General features: G+C 36.3%; 31 protein-coding genes and 1 pseudogene. 26 read left to right on the forward strand and 6 right to left on the reverse strand.

Features of this window, described 5'->3' with window-relative positions:
* The first annotated feature begins 11 nt into the window (after positions 1-11).
* A complete protein-coding gene (locus A4245_RS00735) occupies positions 12-941 on the forward strand; it encodes a manganese-dependent inorganic pyrophosphatase (RefSeq protein WP_067724696.1) in 930 nt (309 codons plus the stop codon).
* Between the two features lie 158 nt (positions 942-1,099).
* Here A4245_RS00735 and A4245_RS00740 read toward each other — a convergent pair whose 3' ends face one another.
* Positions 1,100-1,300 (reverse strand): cold-shock protein, encoded by a 201-nt coding sequence (locus A4245_RS00740; RefSeq protein WP_067724698.1) that lies wholly within the window; start codon positions 1,298-1,300, stop codon positions 1,100-1,102.
* A 383-nt stretch (positions 1,301-1,683) separates the two neighbouring features.
* Here A4245_RS00740 and A4245_RS00745 point away from each other — a divergent pair, with 383 nt between their 5' ends.
* From A4245_RS00745 to A4245_RS00800, 13 genes are all read left to right on the forward strand, one after another.
* Positions 1,684-1,836, forward strand: a complete 153-nt coding sequence (locus A4245_RS00745; protein ID WP_067724700.1) for a small acid-soluble spore protein P — start codon at positions 1,684-1,686, stop codon at positions 1,834-1,836.
* 295 nt (positions 1,837-2,131) lie between these two features.
* Positions 2,132-2,641: a spore coat protein gene (locus tag A4245_RS00750; protein ID WP_067724702.1), complete on the forward strand. Its 510-nt coding sequence runs from the start codon at positions 2,132-2,134 to the stop codon at positions 2,639-2,641.
* 166 nt (positions 2,642-2,807) lie between these two features.
* The gene (locus tag A4245_RS00755; RefSeq protein WP_067724704.1) at positions 2,808-3,362 is read left to right on the forward strand and encodes an SLOG family protein; all 555 of its coding nucleotides are present in this window, start codon (positions 2,808-2,810) and stop codon (positions 3,360-3,362) included.
* Positions 3,363-3,367: 5 nt separating this feature from the next.
* Entirely contained in the window at positions 3,368-3,532 is a 165-nt protein-coding gene (locus A4245_RS19950) for a hypothetical protein (protein WP_157087618.1), read from the forward strand.
* Between the two features lie 194 nt (positions 3,533-3,726).
* Positions 3,727-4,644: a nuclease-related domain-containing protein gene (locus A4245_RS00760; protein WP_157087619.1), complete on the forward strand. Its 918-nt coding sequence runs from the start codon at positions 3,727-3,729 to the stop codon at positions 4,642-4,644.
* 192 nt (positions 4,645-4,836) lie between these two features.
* Positions 4,837-5,499 carry an SIMPL domain-containing protein gene (locus A4245_RS00765; RefSeq protein WP_067724708.1) on the forward strand — a complete coding sequence of 221 codons (663 nt, stop codon included), beginning with the start codon at positions 4,837-4,839 and terminating at the stop codon, positions 5,497-5,499.
* A 440-nt stretch (positions 5,500-5,939) separates the two neighbouring features.
* The gene (locus tag A4245_RS00770) at positions 5,940-6,185 is read left to right on the forward strand and encodes a hypothetical protein (RefSeq protein WP_157087620.1); all 246 of its coding nucleotides are present in this window, start codon (positions 5,940-5,942) and stop codon (positions 6,183-6,185) included.
* A gap of 231 nt (positions 6,186-6,416) precedes the next feature.
* Positions 6,417-6,617 (forward strand): cold-shock protein CspD, encoded by a 201-nt coding sequence (gene cspD / locus A4245_RS00775; RefSeq protein WP_067724712.1) that lies wholly within the window; start codon positions 6,417-6,419, stop codon positions 6,615-6,617.
* Between the two features lie 472 nt (positions 6,618-7,089).
* Positions 7,090-7,245, forward strand: coding sequence for a hypothetical protein (locus A4245_RS20285; RefSeq protein WP_199860629.1), 156 nt, complete (start codon positions 7,090-7,092; stop codon positions 7,243-7,245).
* Between the two features lie 137 nt (positions 7,246-7,382).
* Positions 7,383-7,883, forward strand: a complete 501-nt coding sequence (locus tag A4245_RS00780) for a GNAT family N-acetyltransferase (RefSeq protein WP_067724714.1) — start codon at positions 7,383-7,385, stop codon at positions 7,881-7,883.
* 46 nt (positions 7,884-7,929) lie between these two features.
* Positions 7,930-8,457: a GNAT family N-acetyltransferase gene (locus A4245_RS00785; RefSeq protein WP_067724716.1), complete on the forward strand. Its 528-nt coding sequence runs from the start codon at positions 7,930-7,932 to the stop codon at positions 8,455-8,457.
* Positions 8,458-8,759: 302 nt separating this feature from the next.
* A complete protein-coding gene (locus A4245_RS00795) occupies positions 8,760-9,356 on the forward strand; it encodes a hypothetical protein (RefSeq protein WP_067724718.1) in 597 nt (198 codons plus the stop codon).
* 214 nt (positions 9,357-9,570) lie between these two features.
* Positions 9,571-10,908, forward strand: coding sequence for an alkaline phosphatase (locus A4245_RS00800; protein ID WP_067724721.1), 1,338 nt, complete (start codon positions 9,571-9,573; stop codon positions 10,906-10,908).
* Positions 10,909-10,995: 87 nt separating this feature from the next.
* Here the strand turns inward: A4245_RS00800 and A4245_RS00805 are convergent, their stop codons facing one another.
* Positions 10,996-11,652, reverse strand: a complete 657-nt coding sequence (locus tag A4245_RS00805) for a potassium channel family protein (protein WP_067724723.1) — start codon at positions 11,650-11,652, stop codon at positions 10,996-10,998.
* 693 nt (positions 11,653-12,345) lie between these two features.
* Here A4245_RS00805 and A4245_RS00810 point away from each other — a divergent pair.
* On the forward strand, positions 12,346-12,834 hold the full coding sequence (locus A4245_RS00810) for a GNAT family N-acetyltransferase (RefSeq protein WP_067724725.1): 489 nt from the start codon (positions 12,346-12,348) through the stop codon (positions 12,832-12,834).
* A gap of 410 nt (positions 12,835-13,244) precedes the next feature.
* Here A4245_RS00810 and A4245_RS00815 read toward each other — a convergent pair whose 3' ends face one another.
* Both A4245_RS00815 and A4245_RS20290 read right to left on the reverse strand, forming a co-directional pair.
* A complete protein-coding gene (locus tag A4245_RS00815; RefSeq protein ID WP_234402326.1) occupies positions 13,245-13,949 on the reverse strand; it encodes a potassium channel family protein in 705 nt (234 codons plus the stop codon).
* 64 nt (positions 13,950-14,013) lie between these two features.
* Complete coding sequence (locus tag A4245_RS20290) at positions 14,014-14,157, reverse strand: hypothetical protein (protein WP_199860630.1); 144 nt, start codon at positions 14,155-14,157, stop codon at positions 14,014-14,016.
* A gap of 254 nt (positions 14,158-14,411) precedes the next feature.
* On the opposite strand from A4245_RS20290, the gene A4245_RS00820 reads away from it, so the two are divergent.
* The 6 genes and pseudogenes from A4245_RS00820 to A4245_RS00835 all read left to right on the forward strand — a co-directional run bounded on the left by A4245_RS00820 (position 14,412) and on the right by A4245_RS00835 (position 17,183).
* Positions 14,412-14,606 (forward strand): hypothetical protein, encoded by a 195-nt coding sequence (locus tag A4245_RS00820; protein ID WP_067724729.1) that lies wholly within the window; start codon positions 14,412-14,414, stop codon positions 14,604-14,606.
* Positions 14,597-14,830 (forward strand): annotated as a pseudogene (locus tag A4245_RS20900) (class I SAM-dependent methyltransferase); the annotation flags it as partial. The gene A4245_RS00820 and the pseudogene A4245_RS20900, both read left to right, overlap by 10 nt.
* 47 nt (positions 14,831-14,877) lie before the next feature.
* Positions 14,878-15,153: a hypothetical protein gene (locus tag A4245_RS00825; RefSeq protein WP_067724731.1), complete on the forward strand. Its 276-nt coding sequence runs from the start codon at positions 14,878-14,880 to the stop codon at positions 15,151-15,153.
* A 187-nt stretch (positions 15,154-15,340) separates the two neighbouring features.
* Positions 15,341-15,520 (forward strand): cysteine-rich CWC family protein, encoded by a 180-nt coding sequence (locus A4245_RS19520; RefSeq protein ID WP_084268614.1) that lies wholly within the window; start codon positions 15,341-15,343, stop codon positions 15,518-15,520.
* A gap of 216 nt (positions 15,521-15,736) precedes the next feature.
* Entirely contained in the window at positions 15,737-16,288 is a 552-nt protein-coding gene (locus A4245_RS00830) for an NADPH-dependent FMN reductase (protein WP_067724733.1), read from the forward strand.
* 175 nt (positions 16,289-16,463) lie between these two features.
* Positions 16,464-17,183 (forward strand): hypothetical protein, encoded by a 720-nt coding sequence (locus A4245_RS00835; protein WP_067724735.1) that lies wholly within the window; start codon positions 16,464-16,466, stop codon positions 17,181-17,183.
* A gap of 96 nt (positions 17,184-17,279) precedes the next feature.
* Here the strand turns inward: A4245_RS00835 and A4245_RS00840 are convergent, their stop codons facing one another.
* Both A4245_RS00840 and pdxK read right to left on the reverse strand, forming a co-directional pair.
* Complete coding sequence (locus A4245_RS00840; RefSeq protein ID WP_067724737.1) at positions 17,280-17,873, reverse strand: YusW family protein; 594 nt, start codon at positions 17,871-17,873, stop codon at positions 17,280-17,282.
* Positions 17,874-18,249: 376 nt separating this feature from the next.
* Positions 18,250-19,056, reverse strand: a complete 807-nt coding sequence (gene pdxK, locus A4245_RS00845; RefSeq protein ID WP_067724739.1) for a pyridoxine/pyridoxal/pyridoxamine kinase — start codon at positions 19,054-19,056, stop codon at positions 18,250-18,252.
* A gap of 520 nt (positions 19,057-19,576) precedes the next feature.
* Here pdxK and A4245_RS00850 point away from each other — a divergent pair.
* The 5 genes from A4245_RS00850 to A4245_RS00870 all read left to right on the forward strand — a co-directional run bounded on the left by A4245_RS00850 (position 19,577) and on the right by A4245_RS00870 (position 25,944).
* Complete coding sequence (locus tag A4245_RS00850; protein WP_067724741.1) at positions 19,577-20,575, forward strand: SDR family NAD(P)-dependent oxidoreductase; 999 nt, start codon at positions 19,577-19,579, stop codon at positions 20,573-20,575.
* A gap of 28 nt (positions 20,576-20,603) precedes the next feature.
* Positions 20,604-22,136 carry a hypothetical protein gene (locus A4245_RS00855; protein WP_067724743.1) on the forward strand — a complete coding sequence of 511 codons (1,533 nt, stop codon included), beginning with the start codon at positions 20,604-20,606 and terminating at the stop codon, positions 22,134-22,136.
* Between the two features lie 99 nt (positions 22,137-22,235).
* Entirely contained in the window at positions 22,236-23,690 is a 1,455-nt protein-coding gene (locus A4245_RS00860) for a hypothetical protein (protein ID WP_067724745.1), read from the forward strand.
* A 145-nt stretch (positions 23,691-23,835) separates the two neighbouring features.
* Positions 23,836-24,426 (forward strand): class I SAM-dependent methyltransferase, encoded by a 591-nt coding sequence (locus tag A4245_RS00865; protein ID WP_067724747.1) that lies wholly within the window; start codon positions 23,836-23,838, stop codon positions 24,424-24,426.
* A gap of 150 nt (positions 24,427-24,576) precedes the next feature.
* On the forward strand, positions 24,577-25,944 hold the full coding sequence (locus A4245_RS00870; protein WP_157087621.1) for a hypothetical protein: 1,368 nt from the start codon (positions 24,577-24,579) through the stop codon (positions 25,942-25,944).
* The last annotated feature ends 26 nt before the right edge of the window (positions 25,945-25,970 follow it).

Genomic DNA, 25,970 nt, shown 5'->3' on the forward strand with positions numbered 1-25,970 from the left:
GGAGAATGAATATGGCTAAAACATTAATATTTGGACATAAAAATCCTGATACTGACACAATTTGTTCTGCATTGGCATACGCTGATCTGAAAAAGAAAACCGGAGCAGATGCAGAGCCTGCAAGATTGGGCTCTGTAAACAAAGAAACACAATATGCGCTTGATTATTTTGGTGTGGATGCTCCGCAATTAGTTGAAAAGCTTGAAGATGGTGCAGAGGTAATCCTTGTCGATCACAATGAATTTCAGCAAAGTGCAGAAAACATTGCAAATGCTAAAATTATTGAAGTTATTGACCATCATCGTGTATCCAATTTCGAAACAAGAGAGCCATTATATTTCCGCGCGGAGCCTGTTGGCTGTACGGCAACGATTCTAAACAAAATGTATAAAGAGAAAGGGATACCGGTCTCAAAAGAAATCGCAGGACTCCTTTTGTCAGCAATCCTTTCTGATTCATTATTATTGAAATCACCGACTTGTACGGATGAAGACGTGGAGGCGGCACATGAACTTGCAGAAATAGCTGGAGTCAATCTTGAAACTTATGGATTAAAAATGCTGCAGGCAGGTGCCGACCTTAGTGATAAATCAGTTACTGACTTAATAACGATGGATGCGAAGGAATTCTCTATGGGGAATGCGAAAGTAGAAATTGCACAGGTGAATGCCGTTGATACAAGTGAAATTTATAAGCTGCAGGATGAATTAGTAAGTGAAATTTCTGAGAGAGTGAATTCAAATGGACTGGATTTGTTTTTATTCGTAGCGACTGATATTCTGAATAACGATTCAGAAGTTTTGGCTGTTGGGGATGGAAAGGCAAAAGTGGAATCAGCATTTGAAGTAACTTTGGACAGCGATAACAGGGCACTTCTTAAAGGAGTCGTTTCCCGCAAGAAACAAATCGTGACTGCATTAACGGATCAATTTTTGAAATAAGCGAAAAAAGGGAGTGCTTGCCTGCTTGGCAGGTGCTTCCTTTTTAAGCTATAAACTTATCTAAATGAATCAGTGTAATTAAGGCAGTCACCGAAAGCTTAAAAATAAACAAATAAAAAAGACTTCTCGGTTAAGAGAAGTCTTTTCCTATGCTAAACTTACGCTTTGTTAACGTTAGTAGCTTGTGGTCCGCGGTTACCTTCTTCGATATCGAAAGTTACAGTTTGACCTTCTTCTAAAGTTTTGAAACCTTCGCCTTGAATTGCTGAGAAGTGTACGAATACATCGTCTCCACCTTCAACTTCGATGAAACCGAAACCTTTGTCTGCGTTAAACCATTTTACTGAACCTGTGTTCATAGAAAAAACCTCCATGTGCATTTGGCACTTTTATTACTATTTTTGTTCAAGATTACAAATCAAGACGAAATCACTATAGAGTTATTACTTTCTATCCTGTATTTCTAACGAACATAAATAATTAATTATAGTATAACATGATTAACCAAAAAATATCCACCTTTTTTTAAAAAAGTTTTAAGAATATCTGCAGCATGGCTTAGAACGTTGTCATAACAGTCTTTTGAGGAATAAAAAACTTACCTTCCTGAAGGTTTTTACAGGGATAAGGATATGAAATTGCACGCTTTACGGAATTATCTGTTAGCTTTTATAGCAGCTATTCACGAATAATTGATCCACCTTAATGAAAACACTAAGCATGTGGAAGGGAGGGAGCCAGTATGTCAGGAAAACCTAAAGGACCAAAACAGCAGGAAAAAGTGAATTTACCCAAAAGCCCTGTACAGCCCTATGGAGAAGCTTTAAGTGGATCAAAAAAAGTCAAAAACGCCAACCATTCAAGACAGAATCATAATCCCCATCACGGTATGTAATCATGCTGTTCATTTAAGGAGCATAATCAGGGATAAGATTATTGCTCTTTATTCTTTTTTGGCAATCGATGGAACAGTATCGTATTCTCCTTTTGATAGGACACACAATAAGAAGGTGAGTATGGTCGGCATATTTTACTTGTTGTTGACGTGTAGCAGCAATGAACAAAGGCTTATTGGGTCATTATTAGGATGTTTAATCAGATATTTTTCATGAAATAGGTACGTGTCTCATGCATCCCCACGGCAATTGACATAGGTTATTAGTGAACCTAAAACAGAAAGGGGATAATTTATGAGACATCGTCATGGACGTCATTGTCGCTGTCATTCCTGTAAAACAGTCGTTCATCCGACCAAACACAATTGTGTCAATCAATATTCTGAAAGTGTTGTAAACCATGTGCACCCTTCCCATACTACAGTAATGAACCATCACACCATTAAAAATAATCATGTATTTCCTCATTCAACATCTGTTCAGAATGTTGCTAACAGTGTAGATACGTATGGTGGATCATTCGAAGTACCTGCTCCAGGTCAAGTAGCAGGAGCGATGGCACCAGGAAACGGACCCGGCCAAGTGGCGGGAGCAATGGCACCTGGATACGGACCTGGTCAAGTAGCAGGAGCGATGGCACCTGGATACGGACCTGGGCAAGTGGCAGGAGTAAATGCACCAGGATACGGACCAGGTCAAGTAGCGGGAGCAAATGCACCAGGATATGGATCAGGTCAAGTAGCGGGAGCAACTGCGCCTGGTTATGGACCAAATCATTGGAAAAAACCGCATAAATGGTGTTAACTAAAGGAAAGGGCTGGCAAAGTTAATTGCCGGCTTTTCTTTTGTTGCATTAATTTTCTAAGTGGAAAGAGAATCGTTTTTGCATAGAAATTGAAAAGTATGATGTAAACAATCTATAGAGAGGCTTATCGATAAGCCAACTTTTATATAGTGAGGTGTTTGTTATATGAAAATAATTACAGTTTCCGGTTATAAACCAATGGAATTAGGAATTTTTAAAGAAAATGATCCTCGTATTACTTTTATAAAAGCAGCTATTGAAAAAAGATTGGTTGGCTTTATTGAAGAAGGGCTGGAATGGGTTCTCATCTCCGGGCAGATGGGTGTTGAACTATGGACCGCAGATATTGTTTTGGATCTGCAGGAAACCTATGATATTAAGCTCGGTGTATTTCCACCATTCGAAGAGCAGGATAAACGCTGGCCGGAGAACTTGAAGGAGAAGTATCAGGAAGTCATGATGGTTGCAGATTTTTATAAACCTCTTTATCAGGGGGAATATAAAGGTCCTTATCAATTTAAAGCCAAGAACTTGTGGTTTGTGGACAAGAGTGATGGCTGTCTCTTGCTTATGGATGATGAATTCCCTGGCAGTAATCGATTCCTGTATGATGTTGCAAAGGACTCCGACAAGGATTACCCCGTATTTGTCATTACGCCGGCAGATCTTGATGACGCTGTGGAAGAAATGAGGATGTCAGATCCGGATTATTGGGGGTGAAATATATGGAGGATTGTAGGGGTGAAACGAAGGGTCTTAGAAGAGGCTACGGGCATGTTGTAATTGTGAACAATGGTTTTTTAAATGTGAACAATGGCATATTTGGATTCAGATATGGCTTTTTCAAGGAAACAACGGCTTTTTCAAGGAAACAACGGCATTTTCAATAAGCAGCACATATTATAAAGAATCTTTCCAAGTAAAATCGCGCCGATGCGCAGCAGGAAATTAGGAACTTCCATCGAATATAATACTATCCCCCAAAATTTAATATGAAAGGTGTGCTGTTTAATTGATTGTTAAACCACTGGAAATCCCCAAAAACCTTCTCCAGGCCGAGGCATTGAACAAGAGGTTGCCTCCTATGCATCCCAAGAAAGAACAGGTAAAAAGCTCGGCGCAAAAGGTCCGCGCAGGATACAATGGTGAATTATCTTTAGGTTTTCCCCTTAGTTTTCTCCCCTACGATCAATACCTCATTTTCCAGCATTTACGAATCCCCGATGACTATGGATTTTTTCAAATAGACGTCCTTATTCTATCTAATGAATTCATAATAATAACAGAAGTGAAAAACATCGATGGCGAAGTAAGATTCGATGATATGGTACAGGCTATTCGACTTAAAAATGATAAAGAAGAATCATTCAATAACCCAATAGAACAGGTTAATTTGCAGCATATAAGGTTGTTAGAGTGGCTTCGGCAATTCAATCTCCCTACCATTCCTATTGAAAAAATTGTTGTATACAGTTCAAAGGGTACGATTTTAAAAAACTTGACCAATAAGAAAATCGTATCAGAAATCGTAATACGTAAGGAAAATATGTTATCGAAAATCAATGAATTGAGCAAAAGACATGATACCCCATGTTTGACTGAGGAACAATTAATGGAACTGTGTTATCAGTTGCTTTCATTCCATACACCAGAAAATGAAGATGTTTTGATCAACTATAAAATCCTGCCTGAAGAGTTAATGAAAGGTGTAATCTGTCCATCTTGTGAATCGCTTCCGATGTTGAGAAAAGGTGGTAAATGGGTATGCAGTTTTTGTAATGCTTGTTCAAAGACTGCGCATATTTCTGCATTGGGAGACTATGAATTATTGATTAGTAATTATATTACGAATAGTAAAGCCAGAGATTTTTTAAAATTAGAATCAAAATATATTACAAAACAACTATTGCAAAAGGAAAATTTGGAGCGTATTGGAATTAAGGGAGGGCGTAGATATAAATTGGACAATATTTATAGTAAGAATCATGCTGAAACTTCGTAAATACCATTGTTTACTTGATATTAGCCAAAGATTCTTGAAATATGCCATAGTTCAATGCGGAATTGCCATAGTTCACAAATTAAATGCCAATGTTCACCTAGTCATAACAATTAACTACTGACAACTTCTGCACAATAATCATTTCCAAGCAAATTGCATACTATCTATAGAAGTAAGAAAGGTGGGATTGGTATGTATTATCCTTATGTACCCCATTATCGGCAGCCTGAGCCAAATGTGAAGAGACGGACGTTGCGTGTGACTGGTGAAGGGAGTGTGTCGGTACAGCCGGATATTGCCCGGGTACAGTTGGAAGTAATTACGGAAAGTGAATCACTCCGTCAGGCCCAGCAGGAGAATGCACAAACAATGAGTCAGGTTATTAATGCGCTTTTGAATTTAGGACTCGAAAGGGAAGATATCCAAACAACAGCTTTTAACATAACTCCCACATATGATTATGTGGATGGCCAGCAAGTGTTCAGGGGTTATGAGGTCAGAAATCAAATAACGGTTGAGGTCTCAGCGATTGACCAGGTTGGGAATATCATCGATGTTGCTGTTCAAAATGGGGTGAATCGTGTTTCGAACATCCGGTTTACGGTTCAAAATAGACAGCTGTATTATCAGCAAGCACTTGTATCCGCACTGGAAAATGCAAGAGCTAAGGCCCAGACTATTAATGAGACCATGCAATTGAATTTGGATCCCACTCCAGTCAGAATAGTAGAGCGCGTTATAGATACGCCTATTACTTATAGTACGCTGACTGTTGCAGCGGAAAGCTTCACCACACCTATAGAGCCAGGGGAGAGTGTGATTATCGCAAAAGTGGAAGTTCATTTCCGGTATTAATAAAATCAGGGGCGCTTGCTTTAAAGGTTTCATTTTTGAGGTGCATGCACAAAAAAATTACAGCGCTAATGACATTAAAAATGACTGATAAAATGGCAAACAAAAGTCGTCTAATTAGGCGGCTTTTGTTATTAGTAATGATAAGGTTATTGTTAAGTAGATTGAAAATTATTAATATATGGTAAGAGGTTCCTGTTAGGTGGAGGTGATGATGAAGAGATTCAACAAGCCATATCCAATCAAGAAACGTATATTATTTTGAATGATAATGAGAATGTAGCTACATTTACACTTTTATCTAAACAAAGTGAATAATAAAGCACTAATATTTTTAGTTATTTTATCATTTGTGGGTTTCTTATATTTTTTGGGTTAACCAGATATAGATGATAATAATAGTTAATGAAAAAGTTGATATAATAATTCTAGGTGTGGATGATATGGAAAATAAAGAGTTATTAAAAATGTTTTCATCTTTATTAGACGAGAAGCTGAAGCTACAACCATTAAATGAACGTTTGGAGAGGCTTGAAGGTGGGCAACAGGTAATTATAGAAAAATTAGATAATGTATCAAAACAAGTTGCTAGTAACACTGAAAAGCAAACTAGTGTTGAACATATGGAGGTTAAAGTGGCTGAACATGATACAGACATAAAGTTGTTAAAAAAGTTCATAACAAACTAGTTAAAAGGTTTAAGATAATGTGTTCAACCTTTATTTGTTTACTTATAAAGGAATTTGTGAATAAATATACTTAAATTATAGGGTGCAATAATTGAACAAGAAGGCCTTCTGTCTAATGTAAAGGGATAGGTTTTTTTTTTAGTGATTCGGGGTATATTATGAATGAATTACTTGCATTAAAAGATTAACCAAAGAAAAAAACTTGTATTATGCACAATGGAGGAATGTTATATGAACACAGGTACAGTAAAATGGTTTAACGCAGATAAGGGTTTCGGTTTCATCGAAGTTGAAGGTGGAGACGATGTATTCGTACACTTCTCAGCAATTCAAGGCGACGGTTTCAAAAGCTTAGATGAAGGTCAACAAGTTTCTTTCGATATCGAAGAAGGTAACCGTGGACCACAAGCAACTAACGTTGTTAAATTATAACAAAATATAGAAAAAAGCTCTTCATAGAAGGGCTTTTTATTTTTTAAAACGAACAATGGAGATCTTGTTCTATTATTGGTTCGATGTTTATAAAAAATAAATTAAACTTGTTGCATTCCGCTGGTTAGTCCGTTGAAATGCTTCTCGAATAGGTCTTTTCTTTGGGATAATGTTCATCCATACTTCTAGTGAAATCCAATCTACTTATACAAACGGGGTGCGATTGTTTAATAACAGCAGTTAAATATCAATATGCATCTCGAACCGGAACCCTTTACGCTCGGATGCCGAGTTTTTGCTGTTTGGAAATTATAAATGTCAACGCTACGTCTGCAATTTAATTATGAATAAACTGCTATTGGCATAGTGGATAGATAAAAAACAAATAATTGCTGCCTATTCTGGCAGTGAAGACAATGAACCCGTATAATGGGGCTAGTTATGCATTTACATGAACAGAGGGGGTACACACATGGAATTTATTATGGGATTACTTGTTTACATTATACCGTTCATTGTTTTATATTTTGTGATTGCCGCGGGAGTCAAAAGAGGACTCGATCAATCAGAGGTTGGCAGAATTATCATGGAAAAGCAGTATGAGAAAAATAAACCGAATAATAAATAGTACTGGAAAAGTATTGCATTCAGAGCAATGCTTTTTTATTTTTCCGCTAAATTAACTGAATCGAATCCCTTAGAACAGTGAGTAGTGATATAATGTAAAAAATATTAGAATTCATAAATAATTAAAGGAGAGTTATGATGGATTTTATAATACGTAAAATGAAAAAGAAGGATATTCCCCAGGTCCAGCATGTTGCAAAGACAAGCTGGCATTCAACATACGAAGGTATTATTCCTCTTGCGATTCAGGATAATTTTCTGAATTCCGCCTACAGTGATGTAAATATGAAGAGGCGTTTAAAGCAATCGAATATTTTTGTTTCTGAAGTTTCCGGAAAGATTGTCGGTTTTGCTAATTTTTCTCCTGTCTCTCGGGATGCTGCAGTTGAGCTTGGTGCCATTTATTTGTGTCCGGATTATCAAGGATACGGAATTGGTACAGCGTTTTTGAAAGAAGGTATTGAAAATTTGGGTGCCCGTGAAATCCGTTTAAACGTAGAGAAAAATAATGATATCGGCAAAACTTTCTATCATGCAAAGGGCTTTGAAATTGAATCGGAATTCGATGACAATTTTGATGGCCATGTTCTGAAGACAGTAAGGATGGTACTAAAGGTCAGGGAAGGGATGGAAATCTAGTCGGTAAATGAGGTGATTCTGCGTTATGGAGAAGGAGAGCTAACCTATGTATATAAGAAAAGCTACTATGAATGATGCATACGATATAGCAAAAGTACATGTAGACAGCTGGAGGACTACATATAAGGGAATACTGCCTGATGATTTTCTTGAGCAATTGTCTTATGAGAAGCGGAACAAATTATGGGAGAAAAACTTGGATGAACAGAATGTGTATGTTGCTGAAGATGCGGAAGGTAAAATTGTTGGGTTTTCAACCGGTGGTATAAAGAAAACTTCGAATTACGACAAATATGCTGGGGAACTTTATGCTATTTATATTCTAGAAGAATTTCAGGGTAAAGGTGTTGGGAAATTATTGATGCAGCCGATTGTTCAAGATATGGTAGCGTCGGACATCAACTCTATGATCGTTCTTGTGTTGGAGGATAATCCTTCTAAGAATTTTTATGAAAATCTGGGTGGAAGAAAAATTGAAACGCTGGAAGTAACGATTGCCGGCGTAGTAGTTAATGAACTAGTATACGGATGGAAGGATCTTAACCAAAGTTTTCTGGATAGGGGAAATGAATAAAAATGGAAAAGAAGCCTGGGTTAGTGTTAGCGATATCTCTATTTGCGGTTGTTGTAATGCCGCTATTTTTTCTGGTTTTGTCTTTTACCTCAGGACATTTAAATTTTTTCTATTATGGGATGATACCTGTTTTTGTTTTTTGTCTGATAGGAGTAGTTAAGTCTGTGAATGTATTGAAGAAGCGTTAGAGTTAAAAAATATAGTGAAGGATTTACTTTTCACTGAATGCAGATGATTACTCTATGATTATAACTCCATGAATATATCCTCATACAAAAATAAGCCCATTGGAGATGATTCTAATGAAATACATATGCTTATTTCTATTATTTGCTTTTACTTTCATGACAGCTTGTTCAAACGATATAACTGAAAACAAAAGAGATGCAGTCATTAAAGAGGCGGAACTGACCGAATTTGAAAAAGGTATGATGAGTGTAGTGAGTGAACAATCGTTTGCATACGATTTGGAAATTAAGGAACAGGATATACAGCGGATAATTGCAACAGTAGATTACTATGAAGAAGGCAAGTTAATAGAAGAACGAGTACATTTTTCGGCAGAACTAACGGAAGAAAATATAAAAGACGATATTCGTATCGTACTCATCAGACAGAATTTGGAAGAAAAAGAAAACTGGATTAGTACGTTGATGTTAAATAATGGCCAAATCAATTCAAACGCAGAAAAAGATATTGACATGGAAGCGGAAATACTTGAATCGGCATGGGGTTCGACAACTTTACCAATTACTATCAACAGAGAAGAGAAAAAGATTGTTGCTACAATAGTAAACTCAACTAGTAATGATATCAGTTTTAGGACATCAATTGAAACCGAGGAGCAATTGAAGGCTGCAACAGAATATGAGCAAGATATATCCTTTCTATCGAATTAGAATAAATGGAAGAAAATGCTATACTCCAACCTTTAAAACTATTTTTTTAAAATGGTTGATCCCTTTATTTGGCACCAATTCCACTAATTACCACGAAATAAGTAGTAGTCATTTAGCATGAAAAAATTTCACTGCTTATTTACGGAGCATTTATTTCCTCTTAATATCTATCATTTAAGCTAATGATAGATTCAAAATTGAGAGGAGAAATTAAATGTTTAAGAAAGTTGGAGTTGTTGCACTTAGTGCAGGTCTTGTTCTTTCAGGATTAAGTATTGGTACAGCGGATGCAGCCAAACCAGATTGGGCCGGTCAGGGAAAGGGTAACCAAAAGGTAGAAAACGTAATTTATATGATTCCCGATGGATTCAGTTCTGATTATGCTGCAAATTATCGTGTTTACAAAGGTGAAAACGCGATATGGGATGATCACCTAAAAGGAATGTTCACCACGTATTCAGCTGATTCGGATGTAACTGATTCTGCAGCAGCAGGTACTGCGATGGCTACTGGAGAAAAAACAAACAATGGTGTTATCGGTCTTGATACAGAAGGAAATGAACTGCAAACAATTCTTGAAGCTTCACAGGAAGAAGGAAAAGCATCTGGATTGGTTGCTACTTCAACAATTTCCCATGCTACACCTGCAGCATTTGCTTCCCATGTTGAAAGCCGCAACAATGAAACAGAGATTTCGAGGCAGCTAGTTGACAGTGATGTCGATGTAATGCTTGGTGGTGGGAAAAATAACTTCTTACCAATTTCTGAAGGAGGAAATCAAGAAGAACTTAACTTGATTGAACAAGCGGAAGAGAATGGTTATGAGTTTGTTGAAACCCGTGATGAATTATTGGATGCTACCGATATCGATGTGGAAGAAGGAGAAAGATTACTAGGCTTGTTTGCAGATGATGCACTTGCTCCTGAATTACACCGTTCGGAAACGGAGGAACCAAGTCTGGCTGAAATGACAGGTACTGCAATTGATGTACTGGAAGAAGATAAAGATGGATTTTTCTTAGTTGTAGAAGGAAGCCAAATTGATTGGGCTGGACATGACAATGATGCTGCATGGGCAATGAGTGATGTTGCAGCATTTGAAGCAGCTGTTGAAGCGGCAATTGAGTTCGCGGAAGAAGACGGGAACACATTAGTAGTTGTTGCTGGTGACCATGATACTGGTGGAATGACAACTGGATCGAATGGTCAAATGGACTTGAATGCAGCTGTACTTCAAAACGTTACAGCAACTGGAGAGTATATGGCAGCACAGCTAAATGAGGATAGAACAAATGTCAATGAAGTGGTGAACACATACACAGGATTTGAATTAACGGAAGAAGAAACTCAATTGATTCAGCAGGCGTCTGATGCCAAGCTTGCGATCAACACGGTTGTCAGTGACCGTGCAACTATTGGCTGGACAAGCACGAACCATACAGGTGCAGACATTCCAGTCTATGTATATGGCCCGCAATCTGACAAATTTGTTGGATTCTATGATAATACGGATCTTCCGAAAATTATTGCAGAAGCAATGAAATTAAAATAATACGCTTTATACTAAAAAGAAGCTTGCCACATAATATGGCTTGCTTCTTTTTAATTAACAATTAAAATGAAGAATTTTTATAATTCACTAGAATCCTTTTTTCTCGAAACGTTTAAGATCGTTTATCTGCCCCATAACAACCAGAATGTCTCCTTTTAAAATGACATCATCAGGCATTGGGGAAATATTGACATTTCCCTTACGTTTGATTGCAAGGATTGTGCAGCCGAATTTTGCGCGTACATCGAGCTGAACTAATGATTTCCCGCTATTTTTTTCAGTTGCAACCAATTCCACAATGCTATATTCATTTGAAATTTCGATGTAATCCAGAAGGTTTCCTGAATCAAGCTGGTTAGCTATTCGGACACCCATTTCTTTTTCCGGCTGAATGATGCGGTCTGCTCCGACCTTTTCAAGAATCTTTCGATGGTGAGGATCGCGAGCTTTTACCCATACCTCTTTAAGACCCATATCCTTTAATATCAGCGTACATAAGATACTCGATTCAATGTTGTCTCCAATCGCAACAATTGCGTAATCAAAATTTTTAACTCCATAATTTTTAAGGGCATTCTCATCAGATGCATTTGCAAGTACAGCATAGTAGGAATAGTTTGAAACCTCATTAACCCTTTCCTCTTTTATATCAATGGCCAATACTTCATGACCCAGATCATATAATTGTTTACAAACGCTTCTTCCAAACCTGCCGAGCCCAATAACGACGACTTGTTTTTTCAATGATAACTCCTCTTTTCTATATCTTTAACTTCTGACTCCATAAAAAAAGACCAATACAAGTGAAGGTCTCAGGCTGAATAAGGACCTTTCTCTCGAAATAATTGAACACTTACGAGGTTAGCTGTGAGATAAGGGAATGAAAGTTTCCCTTTTTACAATAAGATTCAGCCCAAGAAAGGAAAAGCTGAGCCAGTTTATCAAAAAATGTTTTCGTGTTCAAATTGATTAAGTGACTAAAGGTTTGAATATTTCCGTATAATTATTGTTAATTTACTCTCAATACAGTTATTTGTCAAATCCCGTTCAAGATAATAAGTAAAAGATTTTATGAATTCATTTTAAAGACATCTTTTGTTTAAAAACCTTCGATTAAAGGAAATATAAGAGAAACGAGCAGAACACTGCAATGGAGGAAAAAAGATGGGAAGATTATTAAGAAGAATCATTAGATATGGTCCAATTATTTATCCGATTGTCAGAAAGTTATTGAACAAACGGAAACAAAAAAGATATACGCAACGATAAGATTATATGAAGCTTGTTTAATGAGAAATTAGACAGCTTCATTTTTGTTTTCACAAACGAATAGCAGGATAATGTGATTTCTTCTATAATAGATTTTAAAGAATATTTCCATAGGAATGATAAAGAGAATAGAGCAGCCTATAGAGCAATAAGAAACGGGGAATAGCTATGCCTTTAAAGGTCGTATCCATGAATCAGCATTATGCTGTGGAAGCGTTGTGCTGGAAGTATGAAAAGCCGTATGATTTCTATAATAATATCCTTACCTCAGATGCTATTGTGGAATTGTTAAGCAACAAATACTATGCGGTACTTGATGATTATAATGTGTTAATCGGTTTTTTCTGTACTGGGAGATCTGCCCAGGTGCCAGCTGGAGATGCCATGGCAGTATATGATGAAGATTGTGTGGATATCGGTATTGGGATGAAGCCGGAATTGACGGGTAAGGGAAAGGGGTATGAATTTTTCTCCATTATCCTTTCTTTTGTTTGTGAAAAGCATAGAGACAAAGATATTCGCTTAACCGTTGCAACATTTAACGAAAGGGCAATTCATCTTTACGAGAAATTTGGCTTTGTACAGAAAGCAGTTTTTCATAGCGATGAAACCGAGTTTATTACGATGATAAAAGCAGTAAGCGGAAAAATGCAGTAAACCATCTAATAAAACGGTATCCTTCTGCAGTATATTAAGGGAGATCTGTTTTGAGTTCATAGTTAAAAAAGGTGCCTGATTGACGCTTTAGTTGGAAAGTTAGATGACATACAGAATAGGAAATAAATCAAAGCAGTGATGATAGCTTTCCATAATAAATGGTAAGGCTATTTTAGTTTTCTTGAATTCTGAACTATCTATTTATAAAGTGGTTATTTGCTATGTTAATTTATTAATAATCACCCTGATAAGCTATATTCCTTCCAATTCGTAACAAAATTACTTTGCACGTTTCCAAACAAGTTTTTGCTCCGGATGTAAGCCATTGTATATGTTTAAAATATCTCCTTCAATTGAACCTACAGATGGCTGCTGGCCTAGCCAAGTAGGATTCATAATTGATTTCCAGCCTATTGCGCTCTTTTATTCAAGTCCTGCAGCAACATCACCAGTCTGTTCTTTTCGTCAGAATCCAATTGATCGTAGCGATCTAACTCCGATTTCAGAAAGGTTAAAGTTGGATTATTCTCCGTATCATTTTTGATAAAGTAGGTTGTTATGGAACTCGTCAACATTCCAATAACCCCTATACCCACCAGCATAAGGAAAACTGCTACCAACCTGCCGACTGCAGAATCAGGCGAAATATCGCCATAGCCTACGGTCGTCGTAGTGACAATGGACCACCAGAGCCCATCTGCATACGTGTTAATAGTAGGTTCGAAATGAGTAACCAAGATAGTTGAAAAAATCAGCATCACTGAAGATGTTACTAAAACTTTGTTGAGTCCGTTGGTATGTAAAATATTCCGAATTACGTTCGTATATTTGCTGCTAATGGAAAATAAACGGAGAAAACGAAACAGGCGGACGATTCTTGCCGTTTGAAAAATACTGTCCAGAGGAATAATTGCAATAAAATCAAAGGGGTTTCTCTTTATATAGTCCCATTTATTTCCCGATATAACAAAGCGAATGATAACATCTATAAATAATAACAACCAAACCAGTTTATCAAGGACCAGTATCGTCGCATCGGTGGAGTACATCATGAAGAAGGAGGATAGTGCCATCGTCACTAATGCTATTTCATAGATTATTGCAATATATCTCATCACAATACTCACTCTCGCTATCTAGAAATTTTTATAATACCTATCTACCTTTTTTCATTAATAATTATTTAAACAATTTTCTCATTGCCTTTCCTGTCGCTTTCCCGGTTATTCTTCGTCCCAAACGCTTGCCTATCCTACCTTTTCTTACTGCGTCAACATCATTCCAAATGCGTAATATTTTATAGATGCTAGATTTCAGGCTCATCTGTATCCCTCCCTTCTCTTTACTTCATTATAGTATAAAAGGTGTGCAATTGTATGTATTGGCGTATTAAAAGTTGCGAAAAAGGTAACAGAGTTGGAAGAGTTTTTCGGACATTACTCAGAAAATAAGCGTCTGGAAAATCTTATTCTATAAGTTCTTATATCAATAGACGGAGATGGAGAACAGGTATACAATTTTTAAGAAAGCTTCCTTTTTGATCCAAAAAAATAATACAAAAAGGGTGGACGTAACAGATGGAATGGGTTCGACATTTTTATGAAAAACAGGCTGAGCTGATGGGCGGCTTCACTAATGAAATCGGAAATTATCAGCAGGAGATATTGAAGAAGGTACAAACTATGGCAGGTACCTTTGATACGATACTGGAGCTGGGAGCAGCGAGTTTGCAGTTAATGCAGCTGTTTTCGGATATGATGTTACAGCAGTAGAATTAGTTCCTTCACTAACTGAAAATATAAGAAAGTTAAAGGAAAGTCATACACTGGAAGGGGAGCTTTCGATAATATCCGGTGATTTTTACAATATTGAGCTTGATTGTAACTTTGATGTTATTTGTTATTTGGACGGTTTTGGAGTGGGAACCGATTACGACCAGAAGAAACTTTTGCAGCGAATATATAATTGGCTTACACCGGATGGATGTGCGCGCTAATAGACATCTATACACCCTGGTACTGGGAAAAAAATGCTGGAAGAGAAATGCGAGCTGGTTCAGCCCATCGAAAATATGATTTTAATTACAAAGGTAATCGCATGCTGGATACATGGTGGCAGAAGAACAATCCTGACAAGCGATTCACACAATCATTGCGCTGCTACTCACCAATGGATTTGATGCTCCTCCTTGAGGGGACAGGATTAAAACTTGCAGATATCAAACCAGGGGGAGCCTTAAATTATGATACATTGGAATACAAAGACAGCGTCCCATTAGGCGAATCGATGTCTTATATGGTAAAACTTGTTAGATATTAACGATAGAGAAAGATATTACACTCCAAGAACACCAGCATGCAAACTGATTTTGATGGTCTTTTTTAGCAGATGGGAAAGCATAAAACTGTCCTATCTGCACTCGTGCAACTAAGGCTGTCACCGAAAGGATCGGCTACAAACCAGTTTTCTAATTTCATTTCTCATTATTTTTTTTGGGGGTTTTAAATTGTCTGGTAACTATTGTCCCCTCTGTGGAGAGGAAAACAAGTGTACAGTAAAACAGGGATATTGCTGGTGTGAGAAAGAAAGTGCCTTCCCAGAGGGAATCATTAAGTTAATTCCTGTACAGTGTATAGGTAAGCAATGTATATGTCATAAGTGCTTAGTTAATTATAAGGGAGAATAATCATATAAATTTCTGGGAAGAATTGCTAGTTCATAAATGTAATCCGTTAAGGCTGTTAAAGAAATCATCAATAGCTCCCACGATATCTTTTAAAAACCTTACTGAAAAGGATTGCGAGATGTAAAGCAAGTCACATTACTTGAACTGCTATTCTAAGTTTGTTAATAATATAGTATTGCCAAAAGAAACATGGAATTGAAATGGAGGAATTTACATATGAAAGTAGTAGCAATGGTAGGCAGCAATCGTCAGGAATCTTATAATATGAAGCTTACGAAATTTATGCAAAAAAGATATGCTGGAAAAATCGATATTGAAATTTTGCCAATCGATCAACTTCCGTTTTATAATCAGGATGAAGAATTGGATGCACCTGCAATCGTTAAAGAACTAAGAGAGAAAATTAAGGGAAGTGATGGTATTCTATTCGCCACTCCTGAATACAATGCATCGATTTCCGGAATATTGAAAAATGCAATTGACTGGTTCTCACGAGTAGAAACTGTAATGGTGGGTAAACCGGCAATGGTTGTAGGAGCTTCCATGGGCGCATTAGGTACAGTAAAAGCTCAAATGCATCTTCGCCAAATCTTAAATGCCCCAGGGGTAGGAACACTTACACTACCTGGAAATGAAGTATTTATAGGTTCTGTTCATGAGAAATTTGATGATGAAGACAATTTAAACGATGAATCTACTGTACAATTTATTGATTCGGTTGTCACAAATTTTGTAAACTGGGCAGAAAATGCTAAAGTCACCAGCTAATTAGAATGAACCGTAAAAAAACAGCCATCGAGACACTTTGTCTTAATGGCTGTTTTTGTTATGTCATGACTATACTTGTGGCCTTTTCCAGGTGATAATCATTTTTTAAAATATACTGGGAATACTAGGATATGAATAACTGTTAAAAACTCAATAACAGGAAGGATGATGAAGAATGGGAAAAGGTTTATTTGTAATACTGGCAGCCACGCTGACGATCTTTATTTCAGGACAACATTCAGTTTTCGCCCAATTCCATGGGGTCGATGTATGGAATTCGGAAGAAGCTCATTCGGAAAATCGTATGGAAAGGCATTTTGATAGTAAAGCATTGTTAAAGCTTCATGCAATGGAGCTGGGAATTGATACAGAGGGTAAGGATGCTGATTCCCTGGCAGCAGAAGTTCATGAAGCAATGATAAAACAGGGAGCAATGGATCTTGGTATTGATATGGAAGGTAAAGATCTTCAGGAACTGGAGAAAGAGGTCCATTTTGCAAGAATGATTCATAAGGCTGAACAATTGGGGATTGAAACCAATGGAAGAGAAGAAAAAGCTATATCAAATGAGCTCCAGGAAAAAATGATCATGCAAAAAGCAGATGAATTAGGTATTTCTTCTAAAGGAAAGGATTTAAAGGAATTAAGAAAGGAAATCAAGGAAACGCATATTAATTCGAAAGCAGAAGAATTTAACATTTCTACTGACGGAAAGAGCCCACATGATATAATGAGAGAAATACGTGAGTTTAAAGTTACGAAATCAGCTGAAGAATTAGGTATCGAGACAGCCAACAAAGATACAGAAGAAATTCTTGAAGAAATAATTACAAATCACTACGATGAGGCGAAGGGAAAAAAGATATATCCTTTTGAAGAAAAGGACCATTATTAAGGAACCTTAGTTAGGTGGGCTGGATAATAAAAAACAGACCTTCAAAAATAAGAAGGTCTGTCTTTATATTAAAATCAGCTAGCTGACTGATTACTGCTACTTGTTATATTCCCTTTCAGTGCCACCCATAAATTCGATTTCAAGCTCCACTTTGTCTGCATCTTGCGGAATATTAAATGCATCAACTACTGCGTTCATTACTTCTTCTTCGGAGCTGTCTTTATCGAAGGCAAATGATGAAAAGATGCTGTCGAGTTCCTCCATAGCATCATTACCTGATAATTGAATTCCTTGTAATTTATCTACGTAGGATGCTTCGGTATTTTCTCCATCCATTTCGTAGTCAACATCAACCGCATCCTCAGTGCCCTCAAAATCAGCTTCTAGGTCAAAACTGACGAAGGGGTAATCAGCTTCGAGGGTGCCATTGTCGCCATTTGTGGTAACCGTCCTGTCTGCACCTGTTCTTGAACCGTCACCCATATTGGTGTCTCGATGTTCATCTTCCTGATCAACCGTACTTTTTTCAGAATCATCAATCGGGTCATTCTCAGCTTCCGTTGTACTGTATTTCTCTGGAGAATCTGTAGCCTCTTGATTAACATTACCATTTTCACTGTCATTTCCACAGGCAGCAAGCACGAAGATCAGTAGAATGGCTGCTGTTAATTTAATTAATTTCCTATTCAATATGTTCCCCCCTCAAGATGCTTTTATATTTGTATAATTGCCAAGAACAATGAGAAGTAAACTTAATAAAAGATTTCCCAAACTTTCTACCTAGAACAATCCCTTGAAAATAGCAGAAGGTTTGTATGGGCGATTTACAAATCAAAACGGAAAATGGTGAAATGAGTACCGGGCTTGGTAATTTAGGATCTTTTTTCTATATAAGTTTACGGGAATATACGAAATGTTTCTATAGTACAGCACAAAGCATAAAATACTAATATTTTGCCTGGTTGTTTCAGTTAAAGTGGTCATGGAGCTGTTTTGAATGATGCTTATGTGTATAAAAAAGCCCGAGAAACTAGTTAAACCGGTTTCTCGGACTTTTTAATTTTATTTAGTTTGTCACTTTATTATATGCTCCGTGCATTACCGGTCCGACATATTCATTAAGCTTCCATCCGTTGGCGATAGCTGCCGTTACGAACGCTTTAGCTGCGAAGACAGATTCTTTTACAGTTTTACCATGTGCAAGGTTAGCTGTAATTGCAGCTGCAAATGTACAGCCCGCTCCATGGGTATACGTTGTATCCACTTTATCACTTTCCAAAATCTCGAAGTCTTGTCCATCATAGAATAAATCGATTGCCTTTTCGTGGTCTAAGGCTTTTCCACCTTTTATAACTACGTTTTTGGCGCCGAGTTCATGAATTTTCACAGCTGCTTCTTTCATGTCCTCGATGGTTTTCAAAGGGCCGTTTTGCGCTAATTGGCCAGCCTCAAACAGGTTAGGTGTTGTAACTAATGATTTAGGAAGAAGATATTCTCTCATTGCATCCGTGTTTTCGGGCTGCAGTACTTCATCCTCCCCTTTACAAACCATTACTGGGTCAAGTACATATTTGTCAATATGATACGCATCGATTTTCTGTGCTCCCAGTTTAATAATCTCAACAGAACCAAGCATTCCTGACTTCATCGCGTCTACCCCAACAGATAAAATCGTATCAAGCTGTTTTTCAACCACATCAACATCAATTGGGGTTACATTGTGACTCCATCCTTGTGGGTTCATTGTCACTATTGAAGTCAATGCTGTCATACCGTATACGTCATATTCCTGGAAAGTTTTAAGATCAGCTGCTATACCCGCACCACCGCTGGAATCTGAGCCGGCAAGTGTTAATGTTTTTTTCATTGTCATAGCTTATCCCTCCTTGTAAGTTCTTAAGAAGATACATTTCAATAGTAAAAGGATAATCTTTTAGCATTGAGATGTAAAGTTTTTAAACCTAGATTGGGATGAACTTAACCTAATTATCCCAGCTGAAGAGCAAGGGTGTGAGCGTGTTGAACCCCGGGAAGCATTACTCCATTTACTCCATACGTTGGAGGGGCGCACGAAATACTGTCATGGTTTCAGGAATCTCTCCATTTTTCGGCCATCTCTGCTTCTTCCGTTTTGCTGCTAGTTCTTCCCCTATAATCGTAAACGCATAGCATAGAAAAGTACCTTCACTTCATAACTTGAATAGAATTTCCCAACGAAGCTATGTTAACCAGCTTCGTTTCATGGCTGCGATGTATCTGTCTATTTATAAGAAAATAACCATTCATAGGTCAGCGTCTTTAACTGATCGATCATATCTGAATATATATATACTCACTATGAGTATTATTCAAGCAGCAGCATAGGCTTCCAAGTTATGAAGGAGAGGTTTAAGGTGTATTTTAATGAGAAAAAAATACTGGTTATCGGAGGTACCGGAACGATAGGTAAAAGTATAGTGCAATCGATCATGAAAGAAAATCCAAAATTCATAAAAATATTTAGCAGGGATGAATTCAAGCAACACCAATTACAACATGAGTTAGGTAATAGTGAAAGATTACGTTTCGTAATCGGAGATATTCGTGATTATGATAGTTTGTATGCTGCTATGCATGACATTGATTATGTATTGCATTTAGCTGCGATGAAGCATGTTGATTTGTGTGAATACAATCCATATGAAGCTATAAAGACGAATATTCATGGCACTAATAATGTAATTAAAGCTGCAATTTCACAAAACGTAAAAAAAGCAGTATTTACTAGTTCGGATAAAGCTATTTCTCCTACTAATACGTATGGGGCGACAAAACTTATTGCAGAACGACTAATTTCCTCCACTGAATATAATAAAACCGAGAGACAAACGGTTTTCGCAAGTGTCCGGTTTGGTAATGTAATGGGATCTAGAGGTTCGGTAATTCCTCTGTTTAAAGACAGAATTCTTAAAGACAAGAAAATCACGGTTACCGATAAAAACATGACACGTTTTATGATGTCATTGAATCAGGCAACACAGTTGACAATAAAGGCTTTGAAGGAAGCAAAGGGGGGAGAGGTTTTTGTATTGAAAATGCCTGTTATTAAACTAGGGGATTTAGCTGATATTTTAATAGAACAAACATGTAAAAAATATAAGCTGAATAGTAACGAAATAAAAGTTGAAGTAATTGGATTACGACCAGGGGAGAAGATGTTTGAAGAATTGATGACCTATGATGAATCTAGATTAGCCTGGGAATTAAAGGATATGTATATTATTCCAGGAACTAAGGAGGTAAGTTACACCAATTCGACAAAGTGCAATCATGGAACATACAGTTCGATGAATCAAGCACCACTAAACGTCAATGAGCTCCGTAACTTGCTAAGGGAAGAGAAGCTAATTTGAAAAAAAGTCAAGGAGGTTAGAAGGTCAAATGAACACTTTTGTGAAAAATTACTGGTCTTTATACCTTGATTTTCTCAAGGATTTTGAGAAGCTGAATTATAAAGGTTTTTCATTACCATATTTATGTCATTTACCTAGCTTTATTATAAATAGAGAACCATTTTGGGGGGAACTACATGATGCTAAGTTTGCTAGAAAGTTAAAAAATCAGGTTAATGACCAAAGCGAATTTCAAGAGGCATATAATAAGTTTGTCAAATCACATGAGAAAGCGTTAGTAAAAAATAAGGGTGGAAAGGTAGTAATACATGTTGATAAACTGCTCCGTTTTCCGCCAGATACACTTGACCCTTCAAATACAATCCAATTAATGACAATTGGTAAAGGTAAAAGGGTTAAGCCGCCAATCGTTAGTAAGAGCCATGTGAACAATACGAAATCAGCAACTAGCAGAAAGAAGAAAAAAAAAGTTGTATCCCTAACTAATACCGTTGTTATAAAACGAGAAAAGGTAAAAAAGAATAACGTTGTAATAACCAATAAAATGGTTAATAAGTTACCTGTTTATTACTTTAATAATTACGCAACAGATACAAAAAAAGCTGTATTACAGGTACAAAATCAGGCAAGAACCATGTTTAAAACTTATAAAAATCACCACCTCTATAAAGATAGAAAATTTCAAGAGTGGTTTCAAGATAATCTAGCAGTAGTTATCAATCAGATTGAAATGACGATTAACTTTCTGAATGATGTTTCTGCCTCTTGCATAGTGGTATCAACCACCCATAGTTATAAAAGCCGCATATTAGCTGTAGTGGCAGCAAAAAAAGGAATACCCACTATTTGTATGCAGCATGGAATTATGTCAAGTGAGCTTGGTTATATACCGAAAATTGCCACGATTGATGCTGTATATGGGAGTTTTGAAAGAGATTGGTATAGAAAAATAGGAGCTTCAGATAAATCCCTTGCAATTATTGGGCACCCTAGATTCGATCAAGTATATGCACGCCCTAGCGTTACTCGGGATAAGTTCAATCGTAAATTACGATTAGACCCTAACAAAAAAACATTGATGATTGTTGTTAGAGGAGACAGTGAAATTCACAAATGGCGAACAATAATTAAAACAATTTCCAAAAAAATTGATCTTAATATAATAATTAAGAATTATCCAAGTAAAGCACCTCATGCTTTAACAAAAGAATTCTCATTTGTACATTCAACCCAAGGTTATAATATTTATGAAATATTTCCTAACGTTGATGCTGTAGTTGCTTATTCATCTACAGTTGGTCTAGAAGCAATGCTTGCAAATAAATCCGTATTTATCATGGAGGAAACCTTCGTCGGTTATACAGGCTATTATACAGGCCTTGGTAAATTAGTTCAGTCCAATCCACGAAAATTAGGCGAAGAAATAATAAAATATTTTACAGATGCTAAGTCAAGAAGCTACGCAGAAAATAAAAGGAAAAAGTTCCTTCGCTATGCATACCCGAGTTCCACCAAGTCTGGAGAGCGATTGCAAAACCTGATTAAAAGGCTGACAAGTTAATACGGATGTACACTTACCGAATTTCTAGAGTTATCAGAAAAACCATGAGTTAACTAACTTGGTGATTTAAACAGTCTATAAATACAAAGGAGTAATGGAATGAATACTACTTCACGTAATTATTGGTCTTTGTATGTAGAGTTTTTAGAAGCATTTAAAGTATTGAAATATAAAGGGTTCTCTATTCCTTACTTATGTCATTTTCGTAGCCTGAATCACGAAAATGATTATGTTTGGGACCACTTATCATCAGAGGAATTTATTAAATTTTTATCGCATGAAGTAAAAGAAAAAAAAACATTGCAACAAATTTTCATTACGTATAAACAATCGCACATAAACCAAAAAAAAAGCAAATTATTCAAGAAGGCAAGCCATACAAATGGAAAAGTAGTGTTATATGATGCTGCTAATTTATTACGTTTTCCGAAAGATATAATTGCTAAACATTTTTCGCCTAAAAACACTATTCTTCTTCAAGATTTTAAGCCTAAGAAAACAACAAAAGTAATTAGAGGAATTCCTGTAGAAGGGATACCCTCTCATTATTTAGATGAATATAGAGCTAATGTAAGTTCAAACATCGAAATATTAAAAAGTAAAGCGGATGAAATTATATCCACTTATACTAATCACCCGATGTTTAATGATGACACATTTAAACAGTATTTTTATAAGCAAATAGAGGGAATAGTCAATCGTATCGAGGAAGCCAATAGGTATTTTAGATTGAATCCAGTTTCTTGTATTGTTTTTTCTTCAACACATTATTACCAGAGTAGAACAATTGCAATGGTCGCTGCTGAGGTCGGAATTCCGACGATATGTATGCAACATGGCATCATTGGAGAGGAAAGAGGTTACATGCCTAAGATAGCGGATATAGATGCCGTTTATTCAAATTTTGAAGCCGACTGGTTCAAGCAATTAGGTGTACCAGATCAAGCTGTAGAAGTGATTGGACATCCTAGGTTTGATATGCTTTATAAGAAACCTTCTATCTCTAGAAGTGAGCTGGAAAAACAATTAGGATTAAAACCCAATAAGAAAATGATATTAATGATTGTCAGGAATGAAAAACAAATTGATAAATGGGAAGCACTTATTAAATATCTTGGTAATAAAGGGGATTACAACATTGTCGTTAAAGACTATCCACGTTTGAGTCCTCATCAACTGACCACTAAATTCCCTGACGCGTACTCATCTAAACATTTCCAATTATATGAATTAATTCATCATTGCGATTTAGTTGTTTCATATATTTCTACTGTAGGATTGGAGGCTATGATTGCTAAAAAGCCAGTTTTTATTTTGGCTGCTCCTTTTCCAACGTATACCGGTTATTTCGACCATTTAGGTGAATTAGCAAACCCGGACCCTTTAATAATCTCTAAAATGATAAAGAATTATTTTAAGAAAGATAAATTTAGGGAGCTAGTTGAAGAAAAACGAGAAGCGTTTTTATCTCAAGCTTATCCATCTTCTAAACTTTCTGGAGAAAGGCTGGTTGACTTAATAAATCGGTTGACCATAAGTTATAGGAACGGTTAACAAAATCATTAACCACTGTTTCAGTTTCAAATAAAGTGAGAAAAGCGCGATTATTTTAGGTTGCTATCCCCTATCATATGCCAATACACTTTTTCTTTTCTCACATATTATATTGTATCTTGTATAAAAAGAGGAGGTAATTTATATGACAGAAAAATCCCTTAACGAAATTCATGATCACTGGGTAAAAAATAGTACTCCAAAGCGCTATGCGAAGAAATTGGAGAGAAGCGAGTTTTTATTGAAATATGTAGAAAAATATGTACAGAAAAAGGGAAAAGTTCTTGAGGTTGGCTGTAACGTTGGTCGTAATCTGAATCATCTTTATGAGCATGGTTATAAAGGAATGACGGGCATTGAAATTAGTCAGGAAGCGGCTGAGTGCCTTCAAAGAACGTATCCAAAACTTGCGGAGGATGCGGTAATTATCAATTCTCCAGTAGAGGATGTAATTAAAAGTTTTCTACCTAATTCTTTTAACTTAGTCTTTTCGATGGCAGTTTTGGAACACATTCATCCGGATAGTGAGTGGGTTTTTGAAGAAATAGCAAGAATTACAGGGGATTACCTGATAACTGTTGAGGCAGAAGAGGCTTCGTCTTGGCACATTTTCGCAAGAAATTATAAGACGATTTTTGAAAAATATGGTTTTAAACAGGTAACGGAAAGTAACTGCAAAGATGCTGGTTTGGAACAGTATACGCTTCGAGTGTTTAAACAAGTATCCCCTTCATAAAGGGGGATACTTTTTAAACAAACGTAATAGCTGGGATTTGAGTTGAAATCGCTATCGAAGGTTCTATTCTATATATAGGAGGGCACTATGAATACGTACGAAAAAAATTATTGGTCCTTATACCTTGATTTTCTTCACGATTTTCAGAAGTTGAATTACAGAGGATTTACCATATCATATATATGTCATTTTCCCAGTTTAATTAGAAATAATACAGTACTTTGGAATGATTTATATGATGAAAAATTCACGAAACGACTAAAAAATCAGGTGAAAGAGCAAAAGGAAATTCAAGAGGCGTTTAATAATTATATTCAGTCACATAAGAAAAAACCATTAGTCAAAATTAAACATGGAAAAGTAGTAGTAAATTACGATACAATACTCCGGTTTCCAGTAAAAACGTTCGATGATTATTTCGACCGGTCTAAAACAATGATTGTAATGGCAGGAAGCAAAAAAAATAAAAAAAAATCCAGCAGTGCGAATACGTATAATAAAATGCTATATAATATTCCGACTAAAATATTAAGTAACTATGAAATAAATACAAAAAAAGCTGTAATTCAGTTGCAAAATCAGGCAAGGGCTATGTTCAAATCCTATAAAGGTCACCATTTATATAAGGATGAAAAATTTCAAATTTTGTTCCTGAAGAAAATAACTGAAATTGTAAATTGTATTGAACAGTCTATTCTTTTTTTGGATGATGTTTCTGTCTCCTGCATCGTTTTCTCTAATACTCATAGCTATATAAGTCGCATTTTAGCTTTAGCTGCTGCTGAAAAGGGCATACCTACCATTTGTATGCAGCATGGAATCATTGGAAATGAATTTGGTTATATACCGAAAATTGCCGCGATTAATGCTGTATATGGAAATTTTGAGGTGAGATGGTATAAAAAAATGGGAGTTCCTAAAAATTCTCTTGCCATTATTGGACATCCAAGATTTGATCAAGCATTCATGAGTCCAAAAATAACACGGTCTAAGTTTTACAAACAATTAGGACTTGATAAAAGTAAAAAGACAGTAATGCTAGTTGTTAGAGGAAATCGGGATATTGCTAAATGGCGAATTTTAATCCGCATGATTTCCAAAAAGCTTAAAATAAATATATTAATTAAAGACTTTCCAAGTAAAAATCCCCATGCATTAACAAAAGAGTTTCCTTCTGTTCATTCTACACAGTCATATGATCTTTATGACATTCTTCCTAACGTCGATCTCGTAATTTCTTATCCATCAACAGTAGCTTTGGAAGCGATGCTCTTAAACAAACCATTATTCATTCTGGATAAGAAGTTACCGAGTTATACAGGGTATTATAATAGTCTGGATGAAGTAGTACAGAAAGATCCAGAAAAATTAGGAAAATTGGCAGTAAGATATTTTAATGATCCCAATTGGGGAATTTATGTCCAAGAGAAAAAGAGAAATTTCCTTCGAAATGCTTATCCCGATTTTAGCATGTCAGGAAAACGATTGAAAAGGTTAATTAATAGCCTTACCGGTTAGTCACTTTCAAAGGGTTGGATGGAGTT

The organism is Oceanobacillus damuensis (assembly GCF_001618145.1).
In the GTDB taxonomy this organism is placed as follows: domain Bacteria; phylum Bacillota; class Bacilli; order Bacillales; family Amphibacillaceae; genus Oceanobacillus; species Oceanobacillus damuensis.

Excerpts from the sequence above, each read along its gene's own strand:
- A4245_RS00855 (WP_067724743.1), top strand. The coding sequence starts at position 20,604 with ATGAACACTTTTGTGAAAAATTACTGGTCTTTATACCTTGATTTTCTC.
- A4245_RS00835 (WP_067724735.1), top strand. The coding sequence starts at position 16,464 with ATGGGAAAAGGTTTATTTGTAATACTGGCAGCCACGCTGACGATCTTT.
- A4245_RS20290 (WP_199860630.1), bottom strand. The coding sequence starts at position 14,157 with ATGAGCCTGAAATCTAGCATCTATAAAATATTACGCATTTGGAATGAT.
- A4245_RS00745 (WP_067724700.1), top strand. The coding sequence starts at position 1,684 with ATGTCAGGAAAACCTAAAGGACCAAAACAGCAGGAAAAAGTGAATTTA.
- A4245_RS00860 (WP_067724745.1), top strand. The coding sequence starts at position 22,236 with ATGAATACTACTTCACGTAATTATTGGTCTTTGTATGTAGAGTTTTTA.
- A4245_RS00830 (WP_067724733.1), top strand. The coding sequence starts at position 15,737 with ATGAAAGTAGTAGCAATGGTAGGCAGCAATCGTCAGGAATCTTATAAT.
- A4245_RS00810 (WP_067724725.1), top strand. The coding sequence starts at position 12,346 with ATGCCTTTAAAGGTCGTATCCATGAATCAGCATTATGCTGTGGAAGCG.
- A4245_RS19950 (WP_157087618.1), top strand. The coding sequence starts at position 3,368 with ATGGAGGATTGTAGGGGTGAAACGAAGGGTCTTAGAAGAGGCTACGGG.
- A4245_RS00760 (WP_157087619.1), top strand. The coding sequence starts at position 3,727 with ATGCATCCCAAGAAAGAACAGGTAAAAAGCTCGGCGCAAAAGGTCCGC.
- A4245_RS00765 (WP_067724708.1), top strand. The coding sequence starts at position 4,837 with ATGTATTATCCTTATGTACCCCATTATCGGCAGCCTGAGCCAAATGTG.
- A4245_RS00820 (WP_067724729.1), top strand. The coding sequence starts at position 14,412 with ATGGAATGGGTTCGACATTTTTATGAAAAACAGGCTGAGCTGATGGGC.
- A4245_RS00800 (WP_067724721.1), top strand. The coding sequence starts at position 9,571 with ATGTTTAAGAAAGTTGGAGTTGTTGCACTTAGTGCAGGTCTTGTTCTT.
- A4245_RS00780 (WP_067724714.1), top strand. The coding sequence starts at position 7,383 with ATGGATTTTATAATACGTAAAATGAAAAAGAAGGATATTCCCCAGGTC.
- A4245_RS00795 (WP_067724718.1), top strand. The coding sequence starts at position 8,760 with ATGAAATACATATGCTTATTTCTATTATTTGCTTTTACTTTCATGACA.
- A4245_RS00785 (WP_067724716.1), top strand. The coding sequence starts at position 7,930 with ATGTATATAAGAAAAGCTACTATGAATGATGCATACGATATAGCAAAA.
- A4245_RS00735 (WP_067724696.1), top strand. The coding sequence starts at position 12 with ATGGCTAAAACATTAATATTTGGACATAAAAATCCTGATACTGACACA.
- A4245_RS00865 (WP_067724747.1), top strand. The coding sequence starts at position 23,836 with ATGACAGAAAAATCCCTTAACGAAATTCATGATCACTGGGTAAAAAAT.
- A4245_RS00750 (WP_067724702.1), top strand. The coding sequence starts at position 2,132 with ATGAGACATCGTCATGGACGTCATTGTCGCTGTCATTCCTGTAAAACA.
- cspD (WP_067724712.1), top strand. The coding sequence starts at position 6,417 with ATGAACACAGGTACAGTAAAATGGTTTAACGCAGATAAGGGTTTCGGT.
- A4245_RS00740 (WP_067724698.1), bottom strand. The coding sequence starts at position 1,300 with ATGAACACAGGTTCAGTAAAATGGTTTAACGCAGACAAAGGTTTCGGT.
- A4245_RS00825 (WP_067724731.1), top strand. The coding sequence starts at position 14,878 with ATGCGAGCTGGTTCAGCCCATCGAAAATATGATTTTAATTACAAAGGT.
- A4245_RS20285 (WP_199860629.1), top strand. The coding sequence starts at position 7,090 with ATGGAATTTATTATGGGATTACTTGTTTACATTATACCGTTCATTGTT.
- pdxK (WP_067724739.1), bottom strand. The coding sequence starts at position 19,056 with ATGACAATGAAAAAAACATTAACACTTGCCGGCTCAGATTCCAGCGGT.
- A4245_RS00755 (WP_067724704.1), top strand. The coding sequence starts at position 2,808 with ATGAAAATAATTACAGTTTCCGGTTATAAACCAATGGAATTAGGAATT.
- A4245_RS00770 (WP_157087620.1), top strand. The coding sequence starts at position 5,940 with ATGGAAAATAAAGAGTTATTAAAAATGTTTTCATCTTTATTAGACGAG.
- A4245_RS00815 (WP_234402326.1), bottom strand. The coding sequence starts at position 13,949 with ATGAGATATATTGCAATAATCTATGAAATAGCATTAGTGACGATGGCA.